16 protein-coding genes and 1 pseudogene are annotated in these 24,644 nt (G+C 34.8%); all 17 read right to left on the bottom strand.

Translation table 11 applies throughout. The annotated features are described in order from the left end of the window. Nucleotides 1–7: 7 nt before the first annotated feature. Nucleotides 8–3,367 (bottom strand): carbohydrate binding domain-containing protein, encoded by a 3,360-nt coding sequence (locus tag BMY18_RS00930; protein ID WP_242940925.1) that lies wholly within the window; start codon nucleotides 3,365–3,367, stop codon nucleotides 8–10. A gap of 348 nt (nucleotides 3,368–3,715) precedes the next feature. Continuing rightward, nucleotides 3,716–4,357 carry a GH36-type glycosyl hydrolase domain-containing protein gene (locus BMY18_RS21755; RefSeq protein ID WP_139197192.1) on the bottom strand — a complete coding sequence of 214 codons (642 nt, stop codon included), beginning with the start codon at nucleotides 4,355–4,357 and terminating at the stop codon, nucleotides 3,716–3,718. Nucleotides 4,358–4,387: 30 nt separating this feature from the next. Further along, nucleotides 4,388–4,519, bottom strand: coding sequence for a hypothetical protein (locus tag BMY18_RS21470; RefSeq protein ID WP_278280949.1), 132 nt, complete (start codon nucleotides 4,517–4,519; stop codon nucleotides 4,388–4,390). Between the two features lie 14 nt (nucleotides 4,520–4,533). Continuing rightward, nucleotides 4,534–6,948, bottom strand: coding sequence for a glycoside hydrolase family 94 protein (locus BMY18_RS00920; protein ID WP_092449646.1), 2,415 nt, complete (start codon nucleotides 6,946–6,948; stop codon nucleotides 4,534–4,536). A 481-nt stretch (nucleotides 6,949–7,429) separates the two neighbouring features. Continuing rightward, nucleotides 7,430–8,053, bottom strand: coding sequence for a hypothetical protein (locus BMY18_RS00915; RefSeq protein ID WP_092449644.1), 624 nt, complete (start codon nucleotides 8,051–8,053; stop codon nucleotides 7,430–7,432). Between the two features lie 3 nt (nucleotides 8,054–8,056). Then, nucleotides 8,057–10,471 (bottom strand): beta-glucosidase, encoded by a 2,415-nt coding sequence (locus BMY18_RS00910; RefSeq protein WP_092449642.1) that lies wholly within the window; start codon nucleotides 10,469–10,471, stop codon nucleotides 8,057–8,059. 167 nt (nucleotides 10,472–10,638) lie between these two features. Next, on the bottom strand, nucleotides 10,639–13,572 hold the full coding sequence (locus tag BMY18_RS00905; RefSeq protein ID WP_092449640.1) for a beta-glucosidase: 2,934 nt from the start codon (nucleotides 13,570–13,572) through the stop codon (nucleotides 10,639–10,641). A gap of 217 nt (nucleotides 13,573–13,789) precedes the next feature. Then, nucleotides 13,790–15,106 carry an ATP-binding protein gene (locus BMY18_RS00900; protein WP_092449638.1) on the bottom strand — a complete coding sequence of 439 codons (1,317 nt, stop codon included), beginning with the start codon at nucleotides 15,104–15,106 and terminating at the stop codon, nucleotides 13,790–13,792. Next, nucleotides 15,103–15,813, bottom strand: coding sequence for a LytR/AlgR family response regulator transcription factor (locus tag BMY18_RS00895; protein ID WP_092449636.1), 711 nt, complete (start codon nucleotides 15,811–15,813; stop codon nucleotides 15,103–15,105). Before BMY18_RS00895 ends, BMY18_RS00900 begins: the two co-directional genes overlap by 4 nt. Before the next feature lie 233 nt (nucleotides 15,814–16,046). Next, nucleotides 16,047–16,196 (bottom strand): hypothetical protein, encoded by a 150-nt coding sequence (locus BMY18_RS20865; protein ID WP_170841240.1) that lies wholly within the window; start codon nucleotides 16,194–16,196, stop codon nucleotides 16,047–16,049. 134 nt (nucleotides 16,197–16,330) lie between these two features. Next, entirely contained in the window at nucleotides 16,331–16,696 is a 366-nt protein-coding gene (locus tag BMY18_RS00890) for a putative periplasmic lipoprotein (RefSeq protein ID WP_092449634.1), read from the bottom strand. 1,010 nt (nucleotides 16,697–17,706) lie between these two features. Then, a complete protein-coding gene (locus BMY18_RS00880; RefSeq protein ID WP_242940924.1) occupies nucleotides 17,707–18,156 on the bottom strand; it encodes an N-terminal phage integrase SAM-like domain-containing protein in 450 nt (149 codons plus the stop codon). A 72-nt stretch (nucleotides 18,157–18,228) separates the two neighbouring features. Next, a pseudogene (locus BMY18_RS21750) lies at nucleotides 18,229–18,318 on the bottom strand (hypothetical protein); the annotation flags it as partial. A gap of 1,048 nt (nucleotides 18,319–19,366) precedes the next feature. Continuing rightward, nucleotides 19,367–19,675, bottom strand: coding sequence for a hypothetical protein (locus BMY18_RS00870; RefSeq protein ID WP_139197191.1), 309 nt, complete (start codon nucleotides 19,673–19,675; stop codon nucleotides 19,367–19,369). 679 nt (nucleotides 19,676–20,354) lie between these two features. Further along, complete coding sequence (locus tag BMY18_RS00865) at nucleotides 20,355–22,544, bottom strand: tetratricopeptide repeat protein (RefSeq protein WP_092449627.1); 2,190 nt, start codon at nucleotides 22,542–22,544, stop codon at nucleotides 20,355–20,357. A 9-nt stretch (nucleotides 22,545–22,553) separates the two neighbouring features. Next, complete coding sequence (locus tag BMY18_RS00860) at nucleotides 22,554–22,907, bottom strand: hypothetical protein (RefSeq protein ID WP_092449625.1); 354 nt, start codon at nucleotides 22,905–22,907, stop codon at nucleotides 22,554–22,556. Nucleotides 22,908–22,965: 58 nt separating this feature from the next. Then, nucleotides 22,966–24,555 carry a hypothetical protein gene (locus BMY18_RS00855; protein WP_139197190.1) on the bottom strand — a complete coding sequence of 530 codons (1,590 nt, stop codon included), beginning with the start codon at nucleotides 24,553–24,555 and terminating at the stop codon, nucleotides 22,966–22,968. Nucleotides 24,556–24,644: the final 89 nt, after the last annotated feature.

Here is a 24,644-nt window from a genome sequence, read left to right as displayed (position 1 = left end):
GAATAAACTACTGTACCTCCACCAATGAAAAATCTGATAAAGTTATGGTTGATGCAGGAGTAGCCACTCCATCGATCACACCCATAGATACTACCATTGTCATATTCATATCAGTAGCTTTATCCACTGTAAACTCAGCTACTACATCTTTCGTCACATCTTTTGTTAAAGCAATATCTGCTCCACCATACCAGTCATATTTTGTTGTAAGCATAGCCATTTTAATTGTTCTTGCTTCTGTTGACTTAGCCTTAAAGGTTACTTTATATTTATGTCCCTGTTCCAGCGTAATCCCACTCTGCTTGAGCTGAACATTCCAGTCAGCTGATCCTACATTGGTTATAGCGTAAGTCGCCTTGTTATCTGTAAATATTGCTGTTGCCTGTCCTGGTGCAGTAATTGCACTTTCCCAGTTGTCAATGCTGCCATTTACAAAATTAGAATTCTTCAGCAGATTTCTTCCTGGTGTAGCAATCTTTTCCAGATTAATATTATCAATACAGATCTGATGTTGCGTTGTAATCTGTTTTCCATCTACCGCACCCATAGAGATACTTAATATAGACTTAAGATCTGTTGCTTTCGTCATCTGGAATTCAATTGTAAATTTCTGATAACCACTTTTCAGATCTACAATCTGCTCTCCGGAATATGGGTCCCAGTTATTATCACCACTGCCATCTCTCTGAATTGCAAACATCAACTTTCTATCTATACTTGATTTTGCATCCAGAGTAAGTTTGTACCACTGGTCTTTCACCAGTTCCACATTATTCTGCTTTAACTGAATCTTCCAAGCCGCATCTCCTGTATTATCAATGGTAAGAGCTGCTGCTACATTCTTCTCTGTTATGCTGTCTACTACACAAGTTGCTTTTGCAGACGTATCAACAAATGCTTCATATCCTGCCAATCCTGCATTAAAGCTTCCGTTCTTAATCAGTGTATCCTCAGCAATACGAATCTCATCTAAATAATAAACGCCCGGTTTGCTGATTGTAAATGCAATATCATTTACTCCACTTGTCGCTGGCATTGTGAAACTATAACTATAGAAATTATTTTTTCCATCAAGTGTAGCATCAAAAGTCTTACCTGCGACAGCTGCCTGAATGCTCTTACCAGATTCTCCCTCAGCTTTGAAACTCAATGCATAATTTATACCTGCTGTTAATGCAAGTCCGTTCTGTGAAATCACAACCGGTTTCGAAGCTGTTGTTCCTTCTGGAGCTTCAATCTTTAATCTTCTTCCATCCTCTAATGGTGTGACATAAGCCTTACCATTTTCTAATTTAATATTCCAGAATCCCAGATGATTGGCTCCTTCCTGAAAATTAGCATTGTAAACGTAGTTACCATCTGCAAGTACTGTTTTCGCTTCATTAGAACCATCAGACTGTGAAATCTTCTTCAGCGTTACATTGGTGATATGGATATTCGCGGTGGAACCTGCATTACCCATATTAAATTCCATACGCCCGTTCGCATCATCAGCCTGTTTCATAGAAAAATCAAAAGTATATTTACTCTTTTGTGTTGTTAAGTCAAGTTTGGTATCCGCCATATAACGCACATAACCATTATCTGGTCCTGTCACGCCTACCTTCATTGTTCTGGCTTCATCTGCCCATGCATCAAACGTAACCTGATAATTTCCACCCTTTTTCAATGGAATATTAGGCTGTACTAGCTGTACACTGTAATCTGCAGTTCCACCATTGGTGATATTATTAATATCAATCTTGTTATTATTTATTACCGCCTGCGCATCTCCTCCTAGAGCTGTAATGAACTTCCAATCTTTGTCATCTGTCAGATTTTCTGCAGTTGCAAAATCACCATTTATAATATAGTTTCCATCGGCAGCTGGGTCTCTCTGAGTGACACTGCTTTCAGGTTTTGTTACATTTTCATCATAACTATCCTTCTGATATACTTTTACATAATCAATACTGTAAGCCTGATTATTAAAATCTGTAGTTTCATCCGGATTTCCAACCCAGCTTCCACCAACTGCAAGATTTAAGATCATATAGAATTGCTGATCAAATGGAGCGGGGTAAGTAATCTCTCCCTGACCTTCTGTTGTGGAATACCAGTTATCTGCACTATGGAATAGAACTCCATCCATATACCAGTTGATCTTACCTGGAAGCCATTCTACAGCAAAGTCATGATACGTATCAGAAAATGTATCATTACTTAATGTAGAGGTTCCCTGACTTTGGTTATGAGGATTGCCAAAATGAAGGGTTGCATATGCTTTCGATGTATCTTGTCCCATTACTTCCATCGCATCAATTTCGCCACATCTTGGCCATTGACCATATTTATTCTCATCGGCAGCCATTAACCAGAATGCTGGCAGATATCCTTGTCCTTTAGGTACCTTGACTCTTGTCTCAAAAATACCATACTTAAAGTTTTCCTTATTCTGTGTAGTAATACGACCTGATGTGTAGGATGTCACTCCATTCTGATCAACAGTTTTGATTGGTTGTAATACTAATTTGCCGTCTTTCAGATAGATATTTTCAGCAGAATCAACATACTGCTGTTTTTCTTGATTTACCCATCCGGCATCATGTGTTTCTACGTTCCAGTCATCTCTGTTTAGTGTTGTCTCATTAAACTCATCCTGCCACTTTAAGTTATAACCTTCATAAGACAATTTATCTGCAACCTGTCCCTGATTCTCAAATGTCATCTTTACTAACAGAGTTATATTCTTTCCAGCAACTGTAATGTCTTTGGTTGCTGTGATCGTGTTGGTTGCTGTGTTTGTCTTGCTTTCTGTGCCTGTTTCTGCTGCATAGGCACTGCTCATACAAATAGCTGGAACCATTGCACCAATCATTGTGATTACTAAAAGAACTGTGATTAATTTCTTACCCTTTTTCTTCTTTACAACAAATACAATGAAGCCTGCACTTATGAGCAAAATGCATACCCACAATTGTGCATGACTAAAGTCGCCAGTACCCGGATTATTATTTGCGTTCTGTACTGCCCCTTGGTCTGCCTTTTTCGGTGTGAATACAACGTTTGTTTCTGATGTATCTCCTTTAGCAATCTGTGCGATGGTATAGATCCACTCTCCCGAAGAACCTTTTCCATCCTCTGTTACATACCCTTCCGGCACCTGTACTTTGATTTCAATATTTGTCAATGGATTTGTACTAAGATTATTCACCTTGACAATTCCAGCGATATTATCACTGTCTGAATATTCAGATTTGTCCGTTTGCACTGACAATTCCGGCGCTCTGTTTGTATCTTCAGCAGCAAATACAGGCATCATCATCATTGTTGCCATAGATAAAAATACAACCGCTACCCCCGCTACTATTTTACTCCTTTTCAACACATCTACTCCTCCTTCTCATCAAACTATGCTATTTCGATAGATGCCATCATAGTACTTTTTTTGTCTACTTAGATATACCATATAAAATAAAAAAATATAAAATTCATGCACTTATACATAATAAAATGAAAATGGAAAATCTACTTCTATTGCAGCTAATTCAAGAAAAATTCTTTTACCATAATTTGTAAGGCATCCCCCTTCTGTATAAATCTCATCCCATGAATATTTGATTTCTTTTAGCATTCACATTACAATATCTTTTAAAAACAATAAAATAGATCCTATAGTGATAGCAATTGGAAAACAATTGCACTTTTTAGGATCTTTTTTATTTTAGGTTATGTTCTATTCAAGCAGTATGTTCAGGGTATGCTCTGTTGTTCCTTCTAAGGCTGCAAATGGTATCTTCACAGATTGTCCTTTCGAAATCTCTATGATTTTTCCATCCAGGACTATCTCACAGATATCATAGCAGCCATAATCCTTCTTGCCTGGATTCTGGTATGTTACCTGAAACTGCTGTTCCCTGAATGGAAAAACTGCTGCAATCTTGCCTTGCTCATCAAACTGTTCCATTCGTAGTTTCGGAGCAATACATAAATCTCCCTGCTCTCCGCAAAAACCATATACTTCAGTAATGAGAGTCATCATATACCAGCTTGCTGCTCCTGTCAGATAGGAATATTTTCCTCGCCCCTGTGAGTCAAAATATTCAGGGATACCAGGATACATGCCACTGATTTCGCTGTTCATAGACTGTTGCAGAAGAGCTTCTAAAACCTTATGTCCTTCTTTTACAAAACCTCTTTTATACAGAGCCTTTGCGTACATAACAGACATATGTGAAAATACTGCTCCATTTTCCTTTTCGCCATATGCGAAATCGAACATTCTTCCCAAATCATATTTTTCTTCATCAAAATCGTTTTTCAAGCGATATCCTCCAAATTCCCTTTTATATAGATAGGTATCTGCACTTTCACAAATGGAACGTACCTGTGGTTACCCCACATTCCGTCATCTCAATTCTGTAACTGCTTTTAATGCCCACTTCATTTGCAACCGGAAGATACAGACTTGACTGTATCTTCGGATTATGAATAAAAATGTGCCTGTATTTCCAGAAAACTGAATTTTACTTTCCATCATTTTCTCTTTCCTCTTTATGATATTGTAAGTACTATATCCGTATTCTCTGTCATTTTCTCAAATGGAATATAATTGCCCTTCATCGCTTCTCCATTGACCAAGAGTTCCACACATCCGCTCTCTTTCTGATTATGGTTATAGACCTGGATGTGCAGATGTTTTCCACGGAACTCTTTTTTTGCTGTAAACGTATCCCACTCTTTGGGAATGGATGGTGAAATGCATAGACCAGAAAAATCTGGACGCATTCCAAGAATTCCTTCTACACAACCTACCATAATAGTAGATGCAGTGCCTGTCAGCCAATGTACATGAGAACGTCCAAAGTGTGGGCTGTCCTTTCCTTCTGTAAATTGTCCGTAGCAGTATGGTTCCAATTTTCGAATATCCGCTTTCTCATTCTGGGCAGCCGGTGCATTCTCCATAAAGTAAGTAAAGGCACGGTCTCCATGGCCACGCAGCGCTTCCGCCAAAATGATCCATCCCTGAGATTGGGAGAAGATTCCTGCATTTTCTTTCGAACCTGCATTATAAATTACTGCAAGAGCTCCTTCAAAGGCATGCTTGTAATATGGTGGATCCATCAGAATTGCGCCATACTCTGTATTCAGACGTTGGTACACCGTATCAAGGGCTGTATCTGCCTGTTCCTCACTGGCAAGTCCACTGATTACCGCCCAACTTTGAGGATTTAACCACATATTTGCCTCAGGATCTGTCTTGCATCCGATGATTTCACCCGTTTGTGTATAGCCACGTATAAACCGATCTTCATTCCAGCAACATTCGTTTATGATTTTCCCAAGCATGTTTTTCTTTTCATCCAGATAGATACCATACTGGGTATCCTTTTTGTATTCCGCACATCTTTTTATGATGTCCATTGCATAATAGAACTGCAACGCTACAAAAGCAGATTCTCCATTCTTTCCTAGTCTAAGGCAATCATTCCAATCTGCATACAGACCTGCAGGCATACCATGAACCCCAAGACGATTCATTGAGAAGTCAATCGCACGCTTCAAATGTTCATAGACAGTCCCCTCATCTTTATTAGCAAAAGGAATTACCTCATCAAGAAATTCCATGTTACCGGATTCTGCAAGGTACTTATACACCGTTGGGAAGAGCCATAACGCATCATCCGCACGATATTCCGGATGTCCAGTTTCCTTCACATAGGATGCGTCCTCCGGAGTATCTTCATGTCCCGCATTATGGTTGAATTTTACCAATGGAAGACCGCCTCCATTGTCTACCTGTGCTGAAAGCATGAAACGGATCTTTTCCAGTGCCATTTCTGGCGCAAGGTGAATAATTCCCTGAATATCCTGAACCGTATCGCGGTAACCATATCCATTGCGTAGTCCACAATAGAAAAAGGATGCAGCCCTGGACCAGATGAACGTTATAAAGCAGTTGTAAGCATTCCAAGTATTGATCATGGTATTAAATTCTGCACTTGGTGTCTGTACCTGGAAGTGAGACAGTCTGCCATGCCAGTAGGTAATCAGCTCATTTAATTCCTTCTCGCACTGTTGTGTTGTATTTTCATATTTTACAATAATTTCTTTTGCTTCTTTGTTACCCTTCATTCCAACAAGAAAGGCAATGTCCTTTGTTTCATTCGGTTTTAAACGAATTACTGTAGAAAGTGCCCCACAGCCATTTTGGTTGTAGCACATTTCTCCCGATAACTGGCCCTTTTCTACTCCCTGAGGATTATTATATCCATGGTAGCGTCCAAGAAATTCTTCTCGATCTCCACAGTAAGAATCGACAGTCGCTCCAGTCAGAGCAAAGAAACGATCAATTACAAGCTCATCGTCTACTTCCTCTCCTTCTTTTGCCCAGTCAAGATTCCCATGAATCACATGACGGATTCGATTTTCATGAAACTCCGTACGTGTAATAAACTGGGAATATTGGAGGTTGATCTGATCCTGTTCATAATTATTATTGTTGGTAAACTCTGCATATCCAGTCACGGTAAGTTCCCTGTCTTCAGCGGACTGATTCGTCAATCTTAGATTCCATACTTCATATGTCTGATCCAGTGGCACATAGTACAGCGCCTCTGAATGAATGCCACTATAATCAGCAAGCATTTTTGTATAAGCGGTACCATGATGACATTCACTTTTGTATGCTTCGAGATCTTTTCCTACTGGTTGCCAGGATGCCGACCAGTAATCCTGTGTTTTGTTATCGCGAATGTACATATATCGTCCCGGCTGATCGAACTGATTGAATATATATCTCAAAATTCGGCCATTTGCACCGGATTTCGCAAAACTGTATCCACCTGCATTATTAGAGATCAATGCACCATACTCTGGTGATCCCAGATAATTCGCCCAAGGTGCCGGTGTATCAGGTCGTGTAATCACATACTCTCTTTTTGTATCATCAAAATATCCATATTTCATTATCTTTCCTCCAATTTTCATTCTACTCTATCACAGTTAGAGTTATTTTATCATTTTCGTAGAAATATTTATATCAGAATGCCTTTTAAAATATCAGATAGATGTCATGAAATCATTTTTTTCTACGCTCTTTCACCATTTTCACGAATCATTCTACCATATTCACTTCATCTTCCCATACATTAAAAATATTTGGAACTCCACCTTTAATTATAATAACTCTTTTTTTACTATCCCTGAATTGTTTCTTCGTTTAAATCCTAGGCTCAAGAATTTTGCTACACCACTTCCTTCATTCATATCATTACTGATACCAACTTGTGGTCCGCTACACTTGGCGGTAAATACCCGTGACTGGACTTTCACCAGCTAGATTATTGCCATGCCTGGCACACATAAATAGCCTCCAACCGATAGCAACGGAAGGAGGCTTACTCTATACGGTTTAAATACCGTTTAATAATTTAAATATACAAATTCACTACTTTTCTGATTTCTGGTGGAAAATAACTTTAAATATTGGGAAAAATACCCAAAAAGAAATAGCACAGTTTATAATAATTGTAATGAAATCCGCCACCGTTTCTCCAAAGGAACCTAAATTCCATGTGTTCATAAGCAAGTTATAAATAGGTGCTTTATATAATCCTTGAAGAGCTGCTGCTCCAATTGATATAATTATATATGCAATTACATACCACATTGCTGCTTTCCATATGTTACTATTTGACTTAAAGGTTATATTTCTTTGAGCAAAAAAGTTGATAATCTGCGCAATACCCATAGTTATCTGTACTGCAAGAAAGTATGCAAGTCCGCCTCCGCCTCCAGCGGAAATCGCCCCAGCTGCATAATTAAATACAAAATATTTACTTCCGTCAAAATTATGACCTGCCTGCAAAATTTGAAAACTTGTATCTACTAGTGATGTACCCGCAAACATGCCTTTAAGCACAGGCATTAAAACCATTTGCAATATTGTTATACCGTTGCTCAACATGAAAAACACCAGAAATTGTGCACCTGTTGGGTTCTTCTCCTTAAACCGTGTCCAAATTCCCAGAATCCCTGAAATATTTTTATTTTTCAAATGGTCTTCACTCATTATTTACCTCATTCCTGCGCGTAGCATCTTTTTTCTTTCGCTGAACACATGCCTCAGGCCTTTAAAGAAATGCCCATTTACTATCATAAGAACGCCATCTAACATAGGCATATTCATAATTCCACCTGTCAATCTAGCAATACCACGAAACGGTTGATGATAAACTGACATCATGATAATATTGGCGATTTTTCGCTTTCCTATTTTTTTCAAAAACCAATAGGCAAAAACTAATACATGATATGCAAATCTTGCAAAAGCTCCCTTAGCATATTGACACTGAGCAATTGTGTCGTTATAGCCAAGCGGTTTCTTTCTATCCCAAGTGGTCTTAGGTGCTTTATATCCAAGTAGGCTTTCAAATTCAGATGCACTGACATTTTCTGCTTTTCCCGAGAAATAGGAAGGTAGCCGTTCCTTATCATAAGGAAGTGGTGCATTTGTTCCTTCAATATAAATGTTGTCCGTCAATTTAATGTCAATGCTAGAAGCCCCGATCATAATTTGATAATCTGCTGTTTCAATCTCCCAGCGTTTACTTTTAATATTAAAATATCGGAAAGTCTTATCATCAAAGAGAATTGTAACCGTCTTTGTCTCTCCTGGGTTAACTAATGTCTTTGCAAATCCTTTTAATTCCTTATTCGCTCTAAAAATCTCCTTTGAGTTACATCCAACATACAACTGTGAGATTTCCATCCCTGCATGTTTTCCGGTATTTGTCAGTTTAAAGGTTACCGCATCTTTTGTAACTTGAAGGTCAGAATACTCGAAAGTTGTATAACTAAGTCCATATCCAAAAGGAAATAAGACATCAACTTTTGCTGTATCGAAATAACGATACCCGATAAATAATGCTTCCCTGTATTCTACGCTCACTTCTTTTCCTGGAAAATTATGACAAGAAGAGGTATCCTCATAACAAATAGGATAAGTCTCTGCTAATTTTCCTGAAGGATTTACTTCGCCAGTCAGAATTCTTAAGATGGCCTTTGCTCCGGCCTGCCCGCTCAAATATGCATGAACTAGACCTTTCACCTTCGTTATCCATGGCATTTCTATCACTGAACCACAAGAAAGTACAACTACAATATTAGGGTTAACCTGATACAACGCATTTAATAATTCTATTTGGTTTTTAGGCAGTTTCATATTCTGTCGATCAAGACCTTCCACTTCACTCACTTCATCTAGACCAATATATAGTAGAACAGCTTCTGCTTTTTTTGCAAGTGCACAAGCCTTACTAATCATGCTACTACTTCGTTTACCATATCTGTTATATCCAACTTCAAAACCAATAGTTTCAATACCAAAGGATTTAATGCAATCCAATGTATTATCTAACGAGGTAGGATTTACAATAGATGAGCCTGCGCCCTGATATCTTGCTTCTTTCGCAAAATCTCCAATAACAGCCACTTTCATCCCATGTCTTAGTGGTAAAATATTATCATTATTCTTTAGCAGTACAATTGACTCCTCAGCAACTTCTTGTGCCACTTTATGATGCATTTCCGAATCAAAATCCTCGATTGGCGTCTTAAATGTTTCCTCTGTTGAAAAAATAAGATTCAATAATCTGTCTACACATGTATCTAGTACTTCTTCTTTAATAATTCCATTCTTAATTGCTTGTATAATATACTGATTAGTCTCACCTGCTGTGGTTGGCATTTCTAATTCATTGCCAGCTAGTAATCCTTCTATACGATCATTGCTACCGCCCCAATCAGTGATTACACATCCATTGTATCCCCATTCTTCACGTAGGATTTGCTGCATCAAAAATTTATTTTCATTCGTATAAGTGCCGTTAAGCATATTATAAGAAGACATGACAGACTTCGTATTACCTTCCTTTACGGCAATTTCAAATGCGGTCAGATAAATTTCCCGAAGAGTCCTTTCATCTACAATCGTATCGATTGCCATACGTCTCTCTTCCTGGTTATTTACACAAAAATGTTTCACACAGGCGGAAATTCCATTTGATTGAATTCCTCTGATATACCCTGCCGCCATTTTACCTGCAAGATAAGGATCTTCACTAAAATATTCAAAATTTCGTCCACAAAGTGGATTTCGTTTCATATTGACTCCGGGTCCCAGTAGCACATTAACTTTTTGGCTAACTGCCTCTTCGCCTAGGTACTTTCCGACTTTTTCTCCTAATGCTTCATTCCAGCTGTTTGCTACAGCCGCCGCTGTCGGAAAACAGGTTGCAGGAATGCTTGCATTTAGACCCAGATGATCTGCCGCTGCTGCTTGCTTTCTGATTCCATGCGGTCCATCTGCCAAAAATATATTATTAATTCCCAAATGCCCAATTTCCTGCGTTTGCCAGAAATCTTTACCAGACATAAGCGATGCCTTTTCTTCTAATGTCATTTTATCAATTAATTCTTTATACTTCATATTGGGTCCCTTTTTTTTAGTACTTTTGTATTGTTATTTATAGAGGCACCAATTTACATCCTAATTCAAGGATGTAAATTGTGTGCATCTAACTGAAACATGTATAGATAATTCTTCGCTATATTTTACTTGAAATAACTTGTTTATTTTATTCAGTGCTAATTTATTTATACGTTTTTATTTTTACGAACTCTAATAATAACCCATGAATATCCAGCCAAGAGTAGAACTGCCATTGCAATATTTACTCCGATTTGAGCCTTTCTCCAAGGTGGTGTTGTGTAACTAATAATTGTTCCAGGAACAATACCATTCATTGCATTACTATTTACTTGGGTATACAGAATTCTGTGAGCAGCTTTTCTTAAATTAGTTACTGCTGTTGCACTAGTTGCATCCTCAATGGTCTTCATTGGGGAAATTGTCAACATTAAGTCGGAACCTGCTGCAATACCTTGATTTGTATACATATATGGGTAAAGATTAAAGTCAGTAATAACAAATCCTTCAAATCCCCATTCATCACGAAGTACGTTCTCCAACAGAGCAGTATCTCCACCAGCCCATGTAGCTCCAACACGATTGAAGGAACTCATAACTGCTGTACAACCTTTAACATCTTTTTGAGAAATAGTTCCTTTGTCATCTGAAATGTATTTGAGTGTAGTCGTTGCGGTTTCAACTGAAACTTCAAAAGGCTTTAGGTAGATTTCACGAATTGCCTGCTCATTAGCCCAGGTAGAAACACCATTATTTACTCGATTCGTTTCCTGATCATTCAATGCAAAATGTTTAATAAATGCGTAAACACCTTTGTCAGCTGCTCCTGATACACAAGCAGTTCCTATCTTACCAGCAAGCAAACCATCTTCTGAATAATATTCAAAATTACGTCCTGCAAACTGTGAACGATGTGTATTCATAGCAGGAGCATACCATCCGTTTACTTTATTAAAAAGTGATTCATTTCCTACCATAGTTCCCATTTGTTTTACTAACTCTGTATTATACGTAGAAGCTATTACAACTTCTGAAGGATATGCTGTGCCGCTCGTTGCTGTCATAAAGGAACTGAGACCAGCCGGTCCATCTAATTCCACTGTTGCAGGCTTTCCAAGTGTATCCAATGGATCTGTCTTATAGGCACCACTTATTATCACTTTAGATAATGCTTCAGGATCTAATTGATCCAACAAAAGATCCCAGGCCGAATCATCAAAGCTTACACCACGAAGATCAATCAACTGAAGTCCGTTACTAGCCTTTGTAGTAGGCATCGTAGCACCTGCAACTTGATTATCTGCCGCTACAAAAGCTTGGAATCCCTTAATAATGTCGTTATTTGCAACCTTATCTGCATCTGTTGGAGCAGTTGGGAATGTGCCCACGAAATCAGCTCTTGACATATTAGTTGCATTTCCTTTGGTAGCTGTATCTGTAAACATAGCTGATACATCATCAAATTCATTTGTAACTGCTGTTACATCGGATGCACGATGATTATCACCACTATAGACAATAGTCTTATTAACTTTGTATGTAAAAGGTTGTGTACTTTTTTCTACATTATGAGAATCGCTTTGAATACTGATGTTATAATCACCAGCATCAAGTACATATGCTTTTGCTGTCTTATAATCATAAGATGCCATATTTTCTACTGCTAATGTAAGTGTTACTGTTTGTGATTCTCCTGGTGCAAGTAACTTAGTTTTTGAAAAATCACCAAGAACAACTTGAGATTTTTCAATTCCACCTTTGGTATAAGGTGCAGAGTAATACATTTGAACAACGTCTTTACCTGAATAAGTACTTCCAGTATTTGTTACTTTAACATCAACGGTTATATCACCATTTACATTTCCTAACTTTTGACTTACAATCTCCTGGCTAAAAGTTGTATAACTTAGACCATAACCAAAAGGATATACTACTGCTTTATTATAATTAATGACGTTTTCTGCAGCTGCTGTCTCATAATATCTGTAACCAACATAAATACCTTCTTCGTATTGAACAAAAAATCCATCTCCAGATGCATTTTTTGCATTAATATTAGAATATTGATAGTTACCAAAGTTTGCAAAGGAAGGATCCTTTGTAAGATCTGCTGGATAGATATCTGCTGTACGTCCTGAAGGAGTTACGCTACCGTTCAAAACATTTCCCACTGCGTTGAAACCAGTCTGTCCTGGAGCTCCAACCCAAAGAATTGCATCAACCTTATCATCAGTCGCTAAGTCGCCAAGTTCCATTACACTACTAGAATTGATAACAACAATTACTTTATCAAATTTCTGCTCAGCAAGTTCCAACGTTTGTTTTTCATCATAATTTAACTCAAGCTCATGCTGACCTGCTGTGTAGTGATCATCCCAACCCGTCATGTCTGTAGCAAGATCGCCACCTTCTCCACCACCACGACCAAATGTAACAATAGCTGCATTGCCATAGGTTTTAAAGCTTGCAATCGCATCTGGTGTGTAATTCTCAATTGGCATTTCTCCAATATTGAAAGTAGAGACAGCAGGTTTATCCATTACAATATTTACTTTGGGATGATCGAACACTTTATCTTTTCCGCCACGCATATTTGTAACTTCTTTATAAGAAGAATATTCCTTCAATATAGAAAATACGGTATCATTAACTTGAAAACCTGCATTTTGTAATCCTGATTTAAAATCTACAACTGTGCTCAATTTTACTGAACCTGAACCTGAGCCACCATAAACAGGATCAGCCGCATCACGACCCATAAGTGTTACCTTTGCGGGGCTGTTTGCTGATGTAGCAAGTGGAAGTGCTCCATTGTTCTTCATCAAAACAATGCCTTCAGACTCAACAGTTTCTACCATTTTATTTGCTGCTGTATCAAGTGTATCTTTTGAAGTGTAGTCGCTGGTATAGTATTCGCTATTCCAACTTTCTGTACCTTCAGATTTTGTTAATACAAGGTCACCACGCCCCAAGTAGAGGTCAACGTATCCACTAAATATGTTGGCCGCAATGTTGGCCACTAATACCAATACTAATACAACTGAAAGTATTGGTATCCATATAACCTTGAACTTCTTGTTACTCATTCTCTTCTTTATCATAAATATCTTCCTCCGTCAATCTAACATTTTTCTCCCTTTGCTCACAGGTGTATTCATTATATCACGTGATTACATTTGTGCACATTTTCAGCATAGATTGCTAATTTCAAATCATAACCTGTTATATTGATACAAAAAAAGCAACAATCAGATTTTTTTTTGGAAGTATTGCACAAAAAACGGAAGTGGATTTTCGATATTCATTTAATTAAATCGTTTATTTTACTTTGTTTTCGATGAGTGGTATTAAAATTCTCAATGTAAACCATTGATTTTCACTGTGGATAGTCATGGTTCCCTCATACTTTTCCACTGCAAGGAGGATACTCTTAATCCCATAGCCATGAAATCGTTTATCCATTTTTGTAGAAACTGGAAGTCCATCATCCATGGTCAGTTCTATTTCGTTATAATTTTCTACTCGGATCATTAAAAAATCATTTTGTGCAAACACCGCAGCACGGATTAATCGTGAGTTGGTGTCTTGTGATTTCTCTACACTCTCAATAGCATTATCTAACACATTACCAAAGATTGTGCATAAATCCATCACCGAAATAAAATTCAGAAGCGTTCCATCCGCCACGCAGGTAAAATTGATATCGTGTTGTACACAATACATACTCTTGTTTGTCAAAATGGTATCCAAGACGCTATTTCCTGTCTTGTTTTGTGCCTCATACATTTTGATTCCGGTTTCCATTTCCTCCAGATACTCTTCTTTTTTCATCGGGTCACTTTCCGCCCTTATGATACTAATTTGATGCTTCATATCATGATATTTACGGTTAATCAGTTCAATATTTTCACGCGACTGCTGATACTGTTTATACTGCTGATTCAATATAAGATTGATCGACTCTAATTCATGTTTCATATGTAATTCCTGCCATTTGTCCTGCTGAGCAAACAAAATGGCAAAGCCTGCAAGATCTACCAATGTACGGATATATAGTATTTCTATCCTCATTTGCCCGCTAAAGAGTGTATCCATATATGCGAAACTGATATTACTCATAATAAACGCCGCAACAGCAATCAAGGCTGAACTAGAGAATTCACGCCGAGTTACATCAAGCTTCTTACCTTTTGGTATATGTTGTCTTTCCAAAAAATAAACGATTAGATTAATTAATCCATTAAAGACTATCATAAATCCAATAGAAATCCACTGTGATTGGTTCCCCCGTTCTGCAAAAAATATATAAGCCTGCCATTCAAAAGAAGCTGCTAATTCTGCCAATACGATTGCCCTAGCGCAACAAGCTCCCACATCCAATATTGAAAGTTCACAGCAGGATAAAATAAATACGTACATCAATACGATCGCAGCAATCATTCCCGGAATCCATAAAGCCAGGGGCAGTTCACCATTTAATAGTTGCAAGGCACAAAGGGAGATAAATCCTCCTACTAGAAATAATCCCAATTTAATCCCCGTAATGCGCTTTCTCATAATCATGATATAAACCACACAAGCGATCCATTCGTTAATTGCTGTATATAAGCGAGGAATATCAGGTATCGTCGTCATATGATCTCTCCTCCCACAAAATCCGTCAAAGCATTCATAAATGCCTTCTTTTTGGGACGGCTTATTTGTAATTTTTCTCCCGCTAATGTTACGATATTCTGATGAACACTTTCTACATGTCTCAAGTTAACTAAATAGCAATTATTGCACCTTGAAAACTTATATACGCTCAATTGCGCTTCCATATTTTTCATGGTTGCTATCGTTTTGTAAATAGCATTTGGTGTATGGATCAGTATTTTATGTCCGTGACTTTCTACATATGTAACCTGTAAAACATCAAGGCGGATCATTCCACTCTCCTGCTTAATCATTATATGAGCGACGGCCCTTTCCTTCATCCTTCTTACTGCTTTCGCAAGCTCTTCCGAGAAAGCAAAATAGGATATTGGTTTAAGAACAAAGTCCATTGCATTAACAGAATATCCTTGTATTGCGTACTGCGCCATATTTGTAATAAAAATCAAAATACAATTATCATCCATTTTACGGATATTTTGAGCCGCCTTCATCCCGTCCATTATCTTCATCTGAATATCCATGAAGATGATATCATAAACTGCCTTATACTCATATACGATATCATCACCATCCCAAAATTTTTTTACATCAAATTTTTCGTCATTCTCTTCTTCATATCGATTTATATATTCAGTTAATTGATTCATATATATAATATCATCCTCGACTATGGCTATTCGTATCATAGTATCCTCCCACATCTCTTCTTCATTTTTTTAGCAATTCATAATATGATTTCAATATATTTTTAATCTCATCGCAATACATGCTTGTATTAATTATCTATTATTTCTATATTTTGTTGTGATTTAATAATAATATTATTATTTTATCATTAAATCTTTAAAAAATCACTTCATTATTTCCTATCACATATTTTAAATGAAAATATTGGTCATAAAAATGAATCCCCATCAATTCAGCTGCCTTTTCCAGCTTTTCTGTAATTAATATCCTCTTTCGAAGGTTCTGACACTCCACTAGGATGGAAATGTGCATGTTCGTTTCTAGCAAGTTTATTGATTTTGAACATAACTAATTTTCCAGACGTTCTAATATTTTCACACATTAATTCCACCTACTTTTAGACAACAAAAAACAGACTCCACAATTAGCAAGCCTGTTCTAATTATTTAGTTGTTCCTTTATAAGTCTCTATCAAAGGTATTGCTTATACCTATTAGAAACATTGCAATTTAATGCTCATTGTTTTGTGATACTCACGCTACCTTTAGCATTTTTGCCCGTTACAGAAACTTTATATTCGCCACTTTCGTTTATATTAACTTTAAACGAACTCGTAGGAACATTAGTTCCTTCATACGCTGGTTTTTCTCCATCTTTTTGAAAAACAATATTTAATTTTCCAGAATCATTTTTAATTTCAAAATTCACAATATCCCCTGCTACTAATTTTAACATCTGAAAATCTGTTGTATTTAAAATAGTATAATCCATAATTAACTGACTTTCATTTCCAGTTCTATTCCCATTAAACTTGGACGTTGAACAACCTGATAGTAATAATGTAACAAATACTATTATTGATAATGCTTTTCTTCCCCTCATAACATACTCCTTCACACCTTCTGATTGTTTTTTTCAGTGTTTATAAAACAATCGAATTAATTACTATTATCCAATTTTACAGATTAATTCCAATATTCCTAATCTAATAAAAGTATAGCATATCATTTTATATTTTTCATTATTTTTCACTCAATATATCATTTATGGTTTCTTCCAATAAATAATCTTCATACTTTCCAAATCGACTCGCATGTGTTTGCGAAATGCCATGAGCTTGCCGTAAGAATTGTGGTCCATATAACTCAGATATAGCAGTCAAACAAATAATTCTCAAAGTCTGCGGATTAAATCCCGAAAAATTCTTTACTAAGTTTAATATACAAGGTTGTCCAATTGGAGTATCTCTATATACCCTCCCTCTCCGACTTTGCATAAATTAATAGTTTCTGCCTATACAGTTAGGAAAACTCTCTCTCAAATTCAAGTATTCCTTCAAAATCATCATATCTGATAATGTCAAATATATATTAGGAACTTCTTTTATCCGTATAACGCTCCTATCCGCATCTATATCTGAGAGTAAAATTGAAGATATAGATCGTGGCGATAATGCATGATAAAATGTCAGGAATATCAATAATGCTTCGTATGGAAAACTGAGACCTTCAGATTTTATTCTCTATGCCAGAATACATTGCTCCTTAACGGTAAGGACGTAATTAATTCTTGGCACTTCTCGCACCTTTTAATCGGTCATTGGAATGGTAAAAATACATCTCTTACGGACTGCAAATTTAAAAACTGATATAAATCCTTTTACATACATTCTCAATTTGAAGGTGTTAATGAAAGTAGAAATTGATTTACCATTTCTTTTGACACATCAAGCCACGACCTATAATCCGGATAATTTCTAATGATCCACTTTACATTCGGCTTCTTGTCTTAGGTTTTGTAACAATATCCTCGCCTTTTATTCTCTGGTATGGTTTTGTAATTGAAAGAACTTTAGTTTCAAAATTTAAATCTGCTGGCGTTAATGCTAAAAGCTATCCAAGCCTCATTCCACAACAATACAACAATTCAAATGCATAATATGAATATGGCTTATCTACAATCGTCGGAATGCACCGCAAGTATTCTTCCTTTGTCCAGAAAAGCATCTCATCTGCTTGACCACATCCAAGTGGTCCTGCCTTTCTTGACGAATTACATGCAAGCTCATAGAAATTTACTGCATGATTGAAGATACAGGACGATTCTGCCTGCACAGTTTTCAAATAGGTTCCTGAATACATTTTCCCATTCCTTCCTTCCATTTGTAATAATTCCTTCTGCCATTGAATTACATCTCTTGCAGAAATATCATTCATCTTCTTCTCTTTGAAATAAGGTAGAATTTTCTTTGTTACGACATATTCCTTTGTGCACCACGTATTATATTTCAATTTAGGTTTTACATCAGCCTCATATACTTCCCAAAAATCTTTAAAGGTCATGTCAAGACATGCAGCCTTTTGAAGTTTAAAACTGCTCTCCCAATCTTGAGCTTCTTTTTTCGTTCTGAAACCTCTCTTACACTTTTTTCTGCTTGTCCCTGTCCAATCCTTATAATAGAACTGAGCCCTCCAAGCTCCTGTTTGATTTTTAGATGCTGGCATTGCCTTCCTCCTTGTGTTTTTATTCCATAAAATCTTTCATTAAAATACTGACGACTCACTCTGCCAGGAACAATCATAAATCCCTTGATAGAGAGTTCACCATTCAGATCATGAATAACACCATATGCTTTAGAAGATGAAACACCCAAAAGTTCTTGAATCTCTTTTACGCCAATAACTATAGAAGTCACCATACGTGTCTGCCTCCTTTCTGAAAAGACAACTTCTTCTCTTTATCACGTATATGGGTTCACTCCTCAGCTTTGCCACTCCTAATAATGATTTCTATTAAATTATTTTTCTTTCTTGGAAATAAAACGAAATAAAATGAATGTTGAAAATATAGAATATAAAGACTAGAAAAAAAGAATTTTATTATTATGACATATTCATGATGCCTGAATATAGAGTCATTTTAGAGTCATAGACATATAAAAAACGCCTGGAACTCAGCTAAAAGCTGGCTCCAGGCGTTTGAAAATCTATTCGAACTCGCAAAGTTCATTGTAGTAATCCTTGATTTCTTATCTTTTATTTAACAAATTTGTTAAACTTTTATATTTTCTATTCACATTCTTTTAGTTTACCACACTTTTTAATGCCGAAGTAATGCCGGTGGAGGGGCATTATTCTTGGATTTAATGTGGTTTTCAAGTGATGTTTTTTCGACTAATTCCACACTTAGTAGCCATCAGAAAATATCCAAAGAATAATGTGAGAGTAGTTAGTTTGTTTGTTCGCACTCTATACAAATAATTATAAATCGATACCAGCAATAATACAATGAAAGCTTGATTTTTATCGCTCATTATATCGCTCACTTAAATGAGCAATATATTTCTTCATCATCAGGAATAGTACATATAGCTTTTGCTCATGGCTTGCAATCCAGTCTTTCTTAATCTAAAAATATTGTGACAGTGGTTTGCAGTTCCATTGCTATAATTATAAAATTGATTGATAGAAAAAGCAATCAAATATTTATGTTAATGCCAGAACTTATCAGGTGAATTAAAATTTTTCATGCTCCTATTGTTAATAGATATATTTAAATTAACTTTAAAACATTAGGTAATATTCCTGTTATCATCGTAAAACATATTATTAAAATCAATAATCCAAATAGAATATGTAATGTGCCATTTTTCGTGCTTCCACATGTTTTTCTCAATACGAGCATCCAAAACGGTTGTATTTCACTGCCTTTAGCAACATTAATCACAGCAATAATATACAATTCGGAAACTATTATATAGATAAGAAAACCCCCTGATATTATTACTCCAGCCATTTGATAAATCACAGATGTTCCGACTGATGCATTGAACAATATAGATATTAAACCTTCATTTCTCATTTGTTGCTTCAAAATAGAATATTCAATTCCTTTGAAAAAAAATGGCTTATCTATCAACCACATTAAAACCGGAACCATAAAAATGGATACCGTGTTAAATCCCATCACTTTCTTAATATTTTTATCAAAATAGATATTCTTTCTTTTTCCCGTATAATATGTAACTATTGTTATTAGTTCAATAACTCCTGTTGCTATAAATAACCCTAGTTGAATTTCTCGTTTATATTCGATAAAAAAACCTGCTGCAACAATAGCAATAATAAGAGCAAATGTAACTGTATCATTAGAATGACTTGATGAATTTGTGGTATTGGTTTGCTGTATGTTGCTTACATTGTTAACATTATTTACAATTGTTACTTTTTTAATAACTTTATGATCACAATTACAACATTTATTATTTTGCTCTGCAGTCAGATTTCCATTCCCGTAATTTATGTTTACTTGTCCATCTTTACCAATATTATAGGTTATAACTGGAGCGTTAGACTCTTCTACTTTACTATATTCATTTTTATCTCGTAAATTAGTATTTTCGTAAATATCTTTTTCCTCATTTCATCACCATTTTATCTGTCATTCTATTACATGATTAGATATTCTAGAATATAGTCACCTCTAAATTAACCGCTTCTATCCCCGTTTACTTCATAACAATTCAAAATAGTCTTAGAAATCAAAAATATTCTTTTATCTTTTTATCTCTTTCAATTATTTGTTTTGTTTCATCGGAATCTTCACCAAAAATATACGTGTAAATTTCAACTGCACGCTTACTATAGCCAAGAGCTTCTCTATTTTTTTGTTTTTGTTTGACCAACATATTCGCTAAGTTCGAATACGTCAAACCAACTTCTATGCTATAAGCTCCTAAAACTTCAATTCTTTTTGTTATTACTTCACCCATTGAATCTATAGCTTCTTTTTCATATCCTAATTCAAACAAAACATTCGACATATTCGCTGTTATACGAGCATAATCAGGATGTTTTTCACTTATTATTTTTTTTCTCAAATTAAGAGATTTATTATAGTACTTTATGGCATTGTATAGTTCCTTTTTTCGTTTTTTGTTATTTATATTTCGTTTCTTTGCCTTATAGTAATATACATTTGCAATATTATTGTATGTGCGAGCTAAATCCATAATATGACTATTTCTATATATCCTTCTTATTTTTAATGCGTCAATCAAATATTGTAAAGCTTTTTCATAATTAGGGTCCTTTAAATGTGTGTAAAACCCTCCGATACAATTTAGGATAGTTCCTCTTTCTTGTGCATCAGAACAAATAATATCAAATTCTAACAACTTTTCCAATCTATCAATTGCTATTTTTTTCTGGATATCGTCTTGCGCAAATTTGAACAAAAATAGTGCATAATTAATTTCGTAATCAATAATAAAATTTTCCAACTTATTATTCTCTATATATTTTTTTGCACATTCATAATATTTTTCTGATTCAACTTTATCACTTAGCTTTGAATAACTACTTCCTAATAAAATATTTGCCCCTACATAGTTACTAATTTTTTTTTCAGAAACTTTTTTCGACCATAATATCGATTTACTATAATCACCATCTTCTATTAAGAAATTAGATATTTCTAAAAATAACTTTTCAATATCATCAATTTCTTTTTCATCATTGACATTTATCTCTTCTGCAAAATTAAATATACAAGGATAATATTGGCGATACTCTATTTTTTGTTGATCATCTTTACACTTCATCATTTCGTAAAAATGGTTATATAGATTTTGATGATCTTTTAGTTTGGGTTTAAGCTTTAACAGAAAAAAATCCGAAAAAACTGGATGCAAAAAATACCCATCATCAGATTTACTTAACCACCCTTTTTCATATAAGTCATAAAAGATTTCTTTTTCATCGATTTTAATATCATCTTTTAACCATAACAAACATAAATCAGTATTAATTATCATTGAGTTAAAGGTTGCAAAAATACCTAAAACATTCACTTCTTTATCATTTAGTTCTGATATTGTATAAATTTTATCATACTCTTTCTGTATATTAGTTATTTCACCATCTTCCTTATACTCGATTTGAAATTTACTACAATCTAGTCTTTTCATCATCTCTTCTAATGTCCATTGTTTACGTTTTAGAACTTTTGCCAATAACTCAACTGTCAAGGTATGCCTACCTAATACTACTTTTATAAAATATTCTAATTTATCATCTTCATAATAACCATTCCTTAATTCAGCTATTTTCAGAAACAAAGCTTTACAATCTTCAACAGGCAAACAATCAATATAAATCGGTTCAAAATTATTGTATTCTCTTTGTCTAGATGTAATTATCACTGTTTTAGATAATCTATACAACTTTTCTATTTCCTTGTTACCAACAGGAAAATTATCAATAATAAAAATTGTATTTTTGTTATTCGCAAGCTCCTCAACTATTTTCCAAGCATGTTTTACATCTTGTTCTTTATCTCCTGTAAAATCAACATTAAGTGCATTCATAATTGAATCATCTAAATTATCTTTATATGTGAAAAATCCTATGTAGCTATTCAACAAATTTTCTCTATAATAATTATATAGATATTTTGCAACTGTTGTCTTCCCAATTCCGCCTATACCCGATATTAATATGTGAGAGTATTTATTTACTTTATGATTAATTTTTTCTATATCCTTTTCTCTACCTCGGAAATAATTTGTATACGTTATATTTTGAGAATGAGTAACAATATTGTTTATAAAAATTCCTTTTTCCATACTTAAATTATTATTTTGTTCTGCAGATATAGTTCCTTCATCTAATGACAAGTTAAATTGACCGCCTGCATGAACATGTACATCTATTTTTGTTTTATCTCCCATTTATATCACCTACTTTATAAACGGCATAATAAATTCTTGCAACTTCTGTAAATTAGTTGCTAATACGGGGATTCCATTTGCTATCGTCATCATTGGGGCTATCAATGTCACACAATTTCTCAGCCGACTTACCTTAGGTTGCGATTTTGCTAATTCTTCTTTCGTAATATCTATAATGTCTATAATTCCTTCAGCATTCTCCTTCTTCAGCTCAGATAAATTTTCTAATATATTTTTCACTATACTATCCAATTCATCTCCAGAAACTCCATTGTTTTGCGTTGCATTTATTGTTGCACTTTCACTTGCAACATTTAATTGCCCACCACTCACATTAAAGGTAACATTTTTATCCATTCCCATATCTATACCTACCTTTCTCATATGCACTTTTGTAATCTAATAAATAGATTTTATTATTCTATCTAATCTGTTTACTTACTTTTTTATTGTCATTTCTTTCATTTTTCCTCTTCAAGATCAAATAAGCAATTTTGTCAAAAAGTATTATTTCTTTTTCTGAATATTGTTTAGAATATTCCTTTCCATTTTCATATGGTATACGTCCTTCATACCGTATTGCTCTTTCACACATAAAGCAAGGCTTTCTTTGAATAATTAAGCACACATTCTTATATTTTCTTTGACGTAATTGTGAAAGAAGTTTTCTTTCACAACATGAGAAAAGCCTATTCAACTTTGAATCAGCTATTTTCATATTCTGCAAATCCTTGTTTACTTCTTTGCTGACTTTTTCATAATCACTTATAACTATATAATGCCCTGAATAAGCATCATAATAGTAACGAACTTTATCTATGCTTTCTACCAAACGGTAATTACTATCCACAATCACTTCCAATATTTTTTTAAGTTTTTTGTTATAATCATCATGTTCATTATATCCACTTAATGCAACAAATTTATCTGTGTCAGCATGCAATATTGCAAAACAACTGTGCACATGCTTATTTAGATACTTATTTTTCAAGTCGAAATCCAGCTCCAGTATCTTACGTAGCCGACTTAAATTCTGATATACATTAGGTCTTTTTACTGGTTTCTCCATCATACAGCAAAACATCATATCAGATTGAATATTTTGTTGATAATATGTTGAATACTCGCTAATCATTTCAGTTAAGTCAGAAATATGTGACCAAAATTCTTCAGAATCAATATGATTAAAATCAAGGTATCGCAAAGGTATATGGTGATAGCTTCTTTCGCCTTCCTCTAAAAGGCTAATACAAGTATCACATAAAATCGAAAACCATATCCTTTTTCCAAATTCGCCAAAAATTTCACTCTTGATTATTTGTAAACATTTACGAAATATATCGCTGCTAAAATAGATATTGTCATTTTTATATATATCCTTAATATTTTCCATACCTTCATCATAATATTCTCGTAGTATATTTCTGAAATAATTCTCCTCATCTAAAGAAACGTTTTTATATATATCCTCTACTGTTTTTAAGACTGCTTTAATAAAATTATCTCTTACAAAATTCCATTCATCTAGATATAATACACTTTCCAGATTATATTTCCTTAAATTATTCCTTAATACATTGGAGCAATATGGTATCAATTCTTCATTATGAAATAGCTCATCCCTATCTCTTGTACTTCCACTAAGAGTGTTATATTCATTATTTATTGTGAAAGTAATCCATAGTAAATTTTGATGTTTTATATCTAAGTATGACAACTGATCCATTTGACTTTTTATCCTATTTGTCTGATCTTGATTTTCAATTGTATCTGCATAATCATTCTCTTCCAACTTTGTGATATCATTTTCTTTAAAATATCTATTTTTCTCCAAGATTTTTTCGTATCCAAGTACATAATAGATTTCACCAATAGCTTGAATTAGTTTTACTCCTTCATCTACATCATCAGTTCCCCTTATATTATCCCCCAAAAAATGATTGATGTCTATTTCATCATTTTTTTCATTGTCAATATTTATAAACTTCCATTTTAATCCCGAATTCTCCATTACAATCTCCTTTGTATTATCAAGCAATATTAACATACTCTTTTTAAAATATTCAAAAAAACTCCTCAATGTTTTTATAGGAGTAACTC

The organism is [Clostridium] fimetarium (genome assembly GCF_900111235.1).
Lineage (GTDB): Bacteria > Bacillota > Clostridia > Lachnospirales > Lachnospiraceae > Clostridium_N > Clostridium_N fimetarium.
The sequence above is the reverse complement of the archived record's forward strand: the minus strand, read 5'-3'. Positions and strand labels throughout refer to the sequence as shown.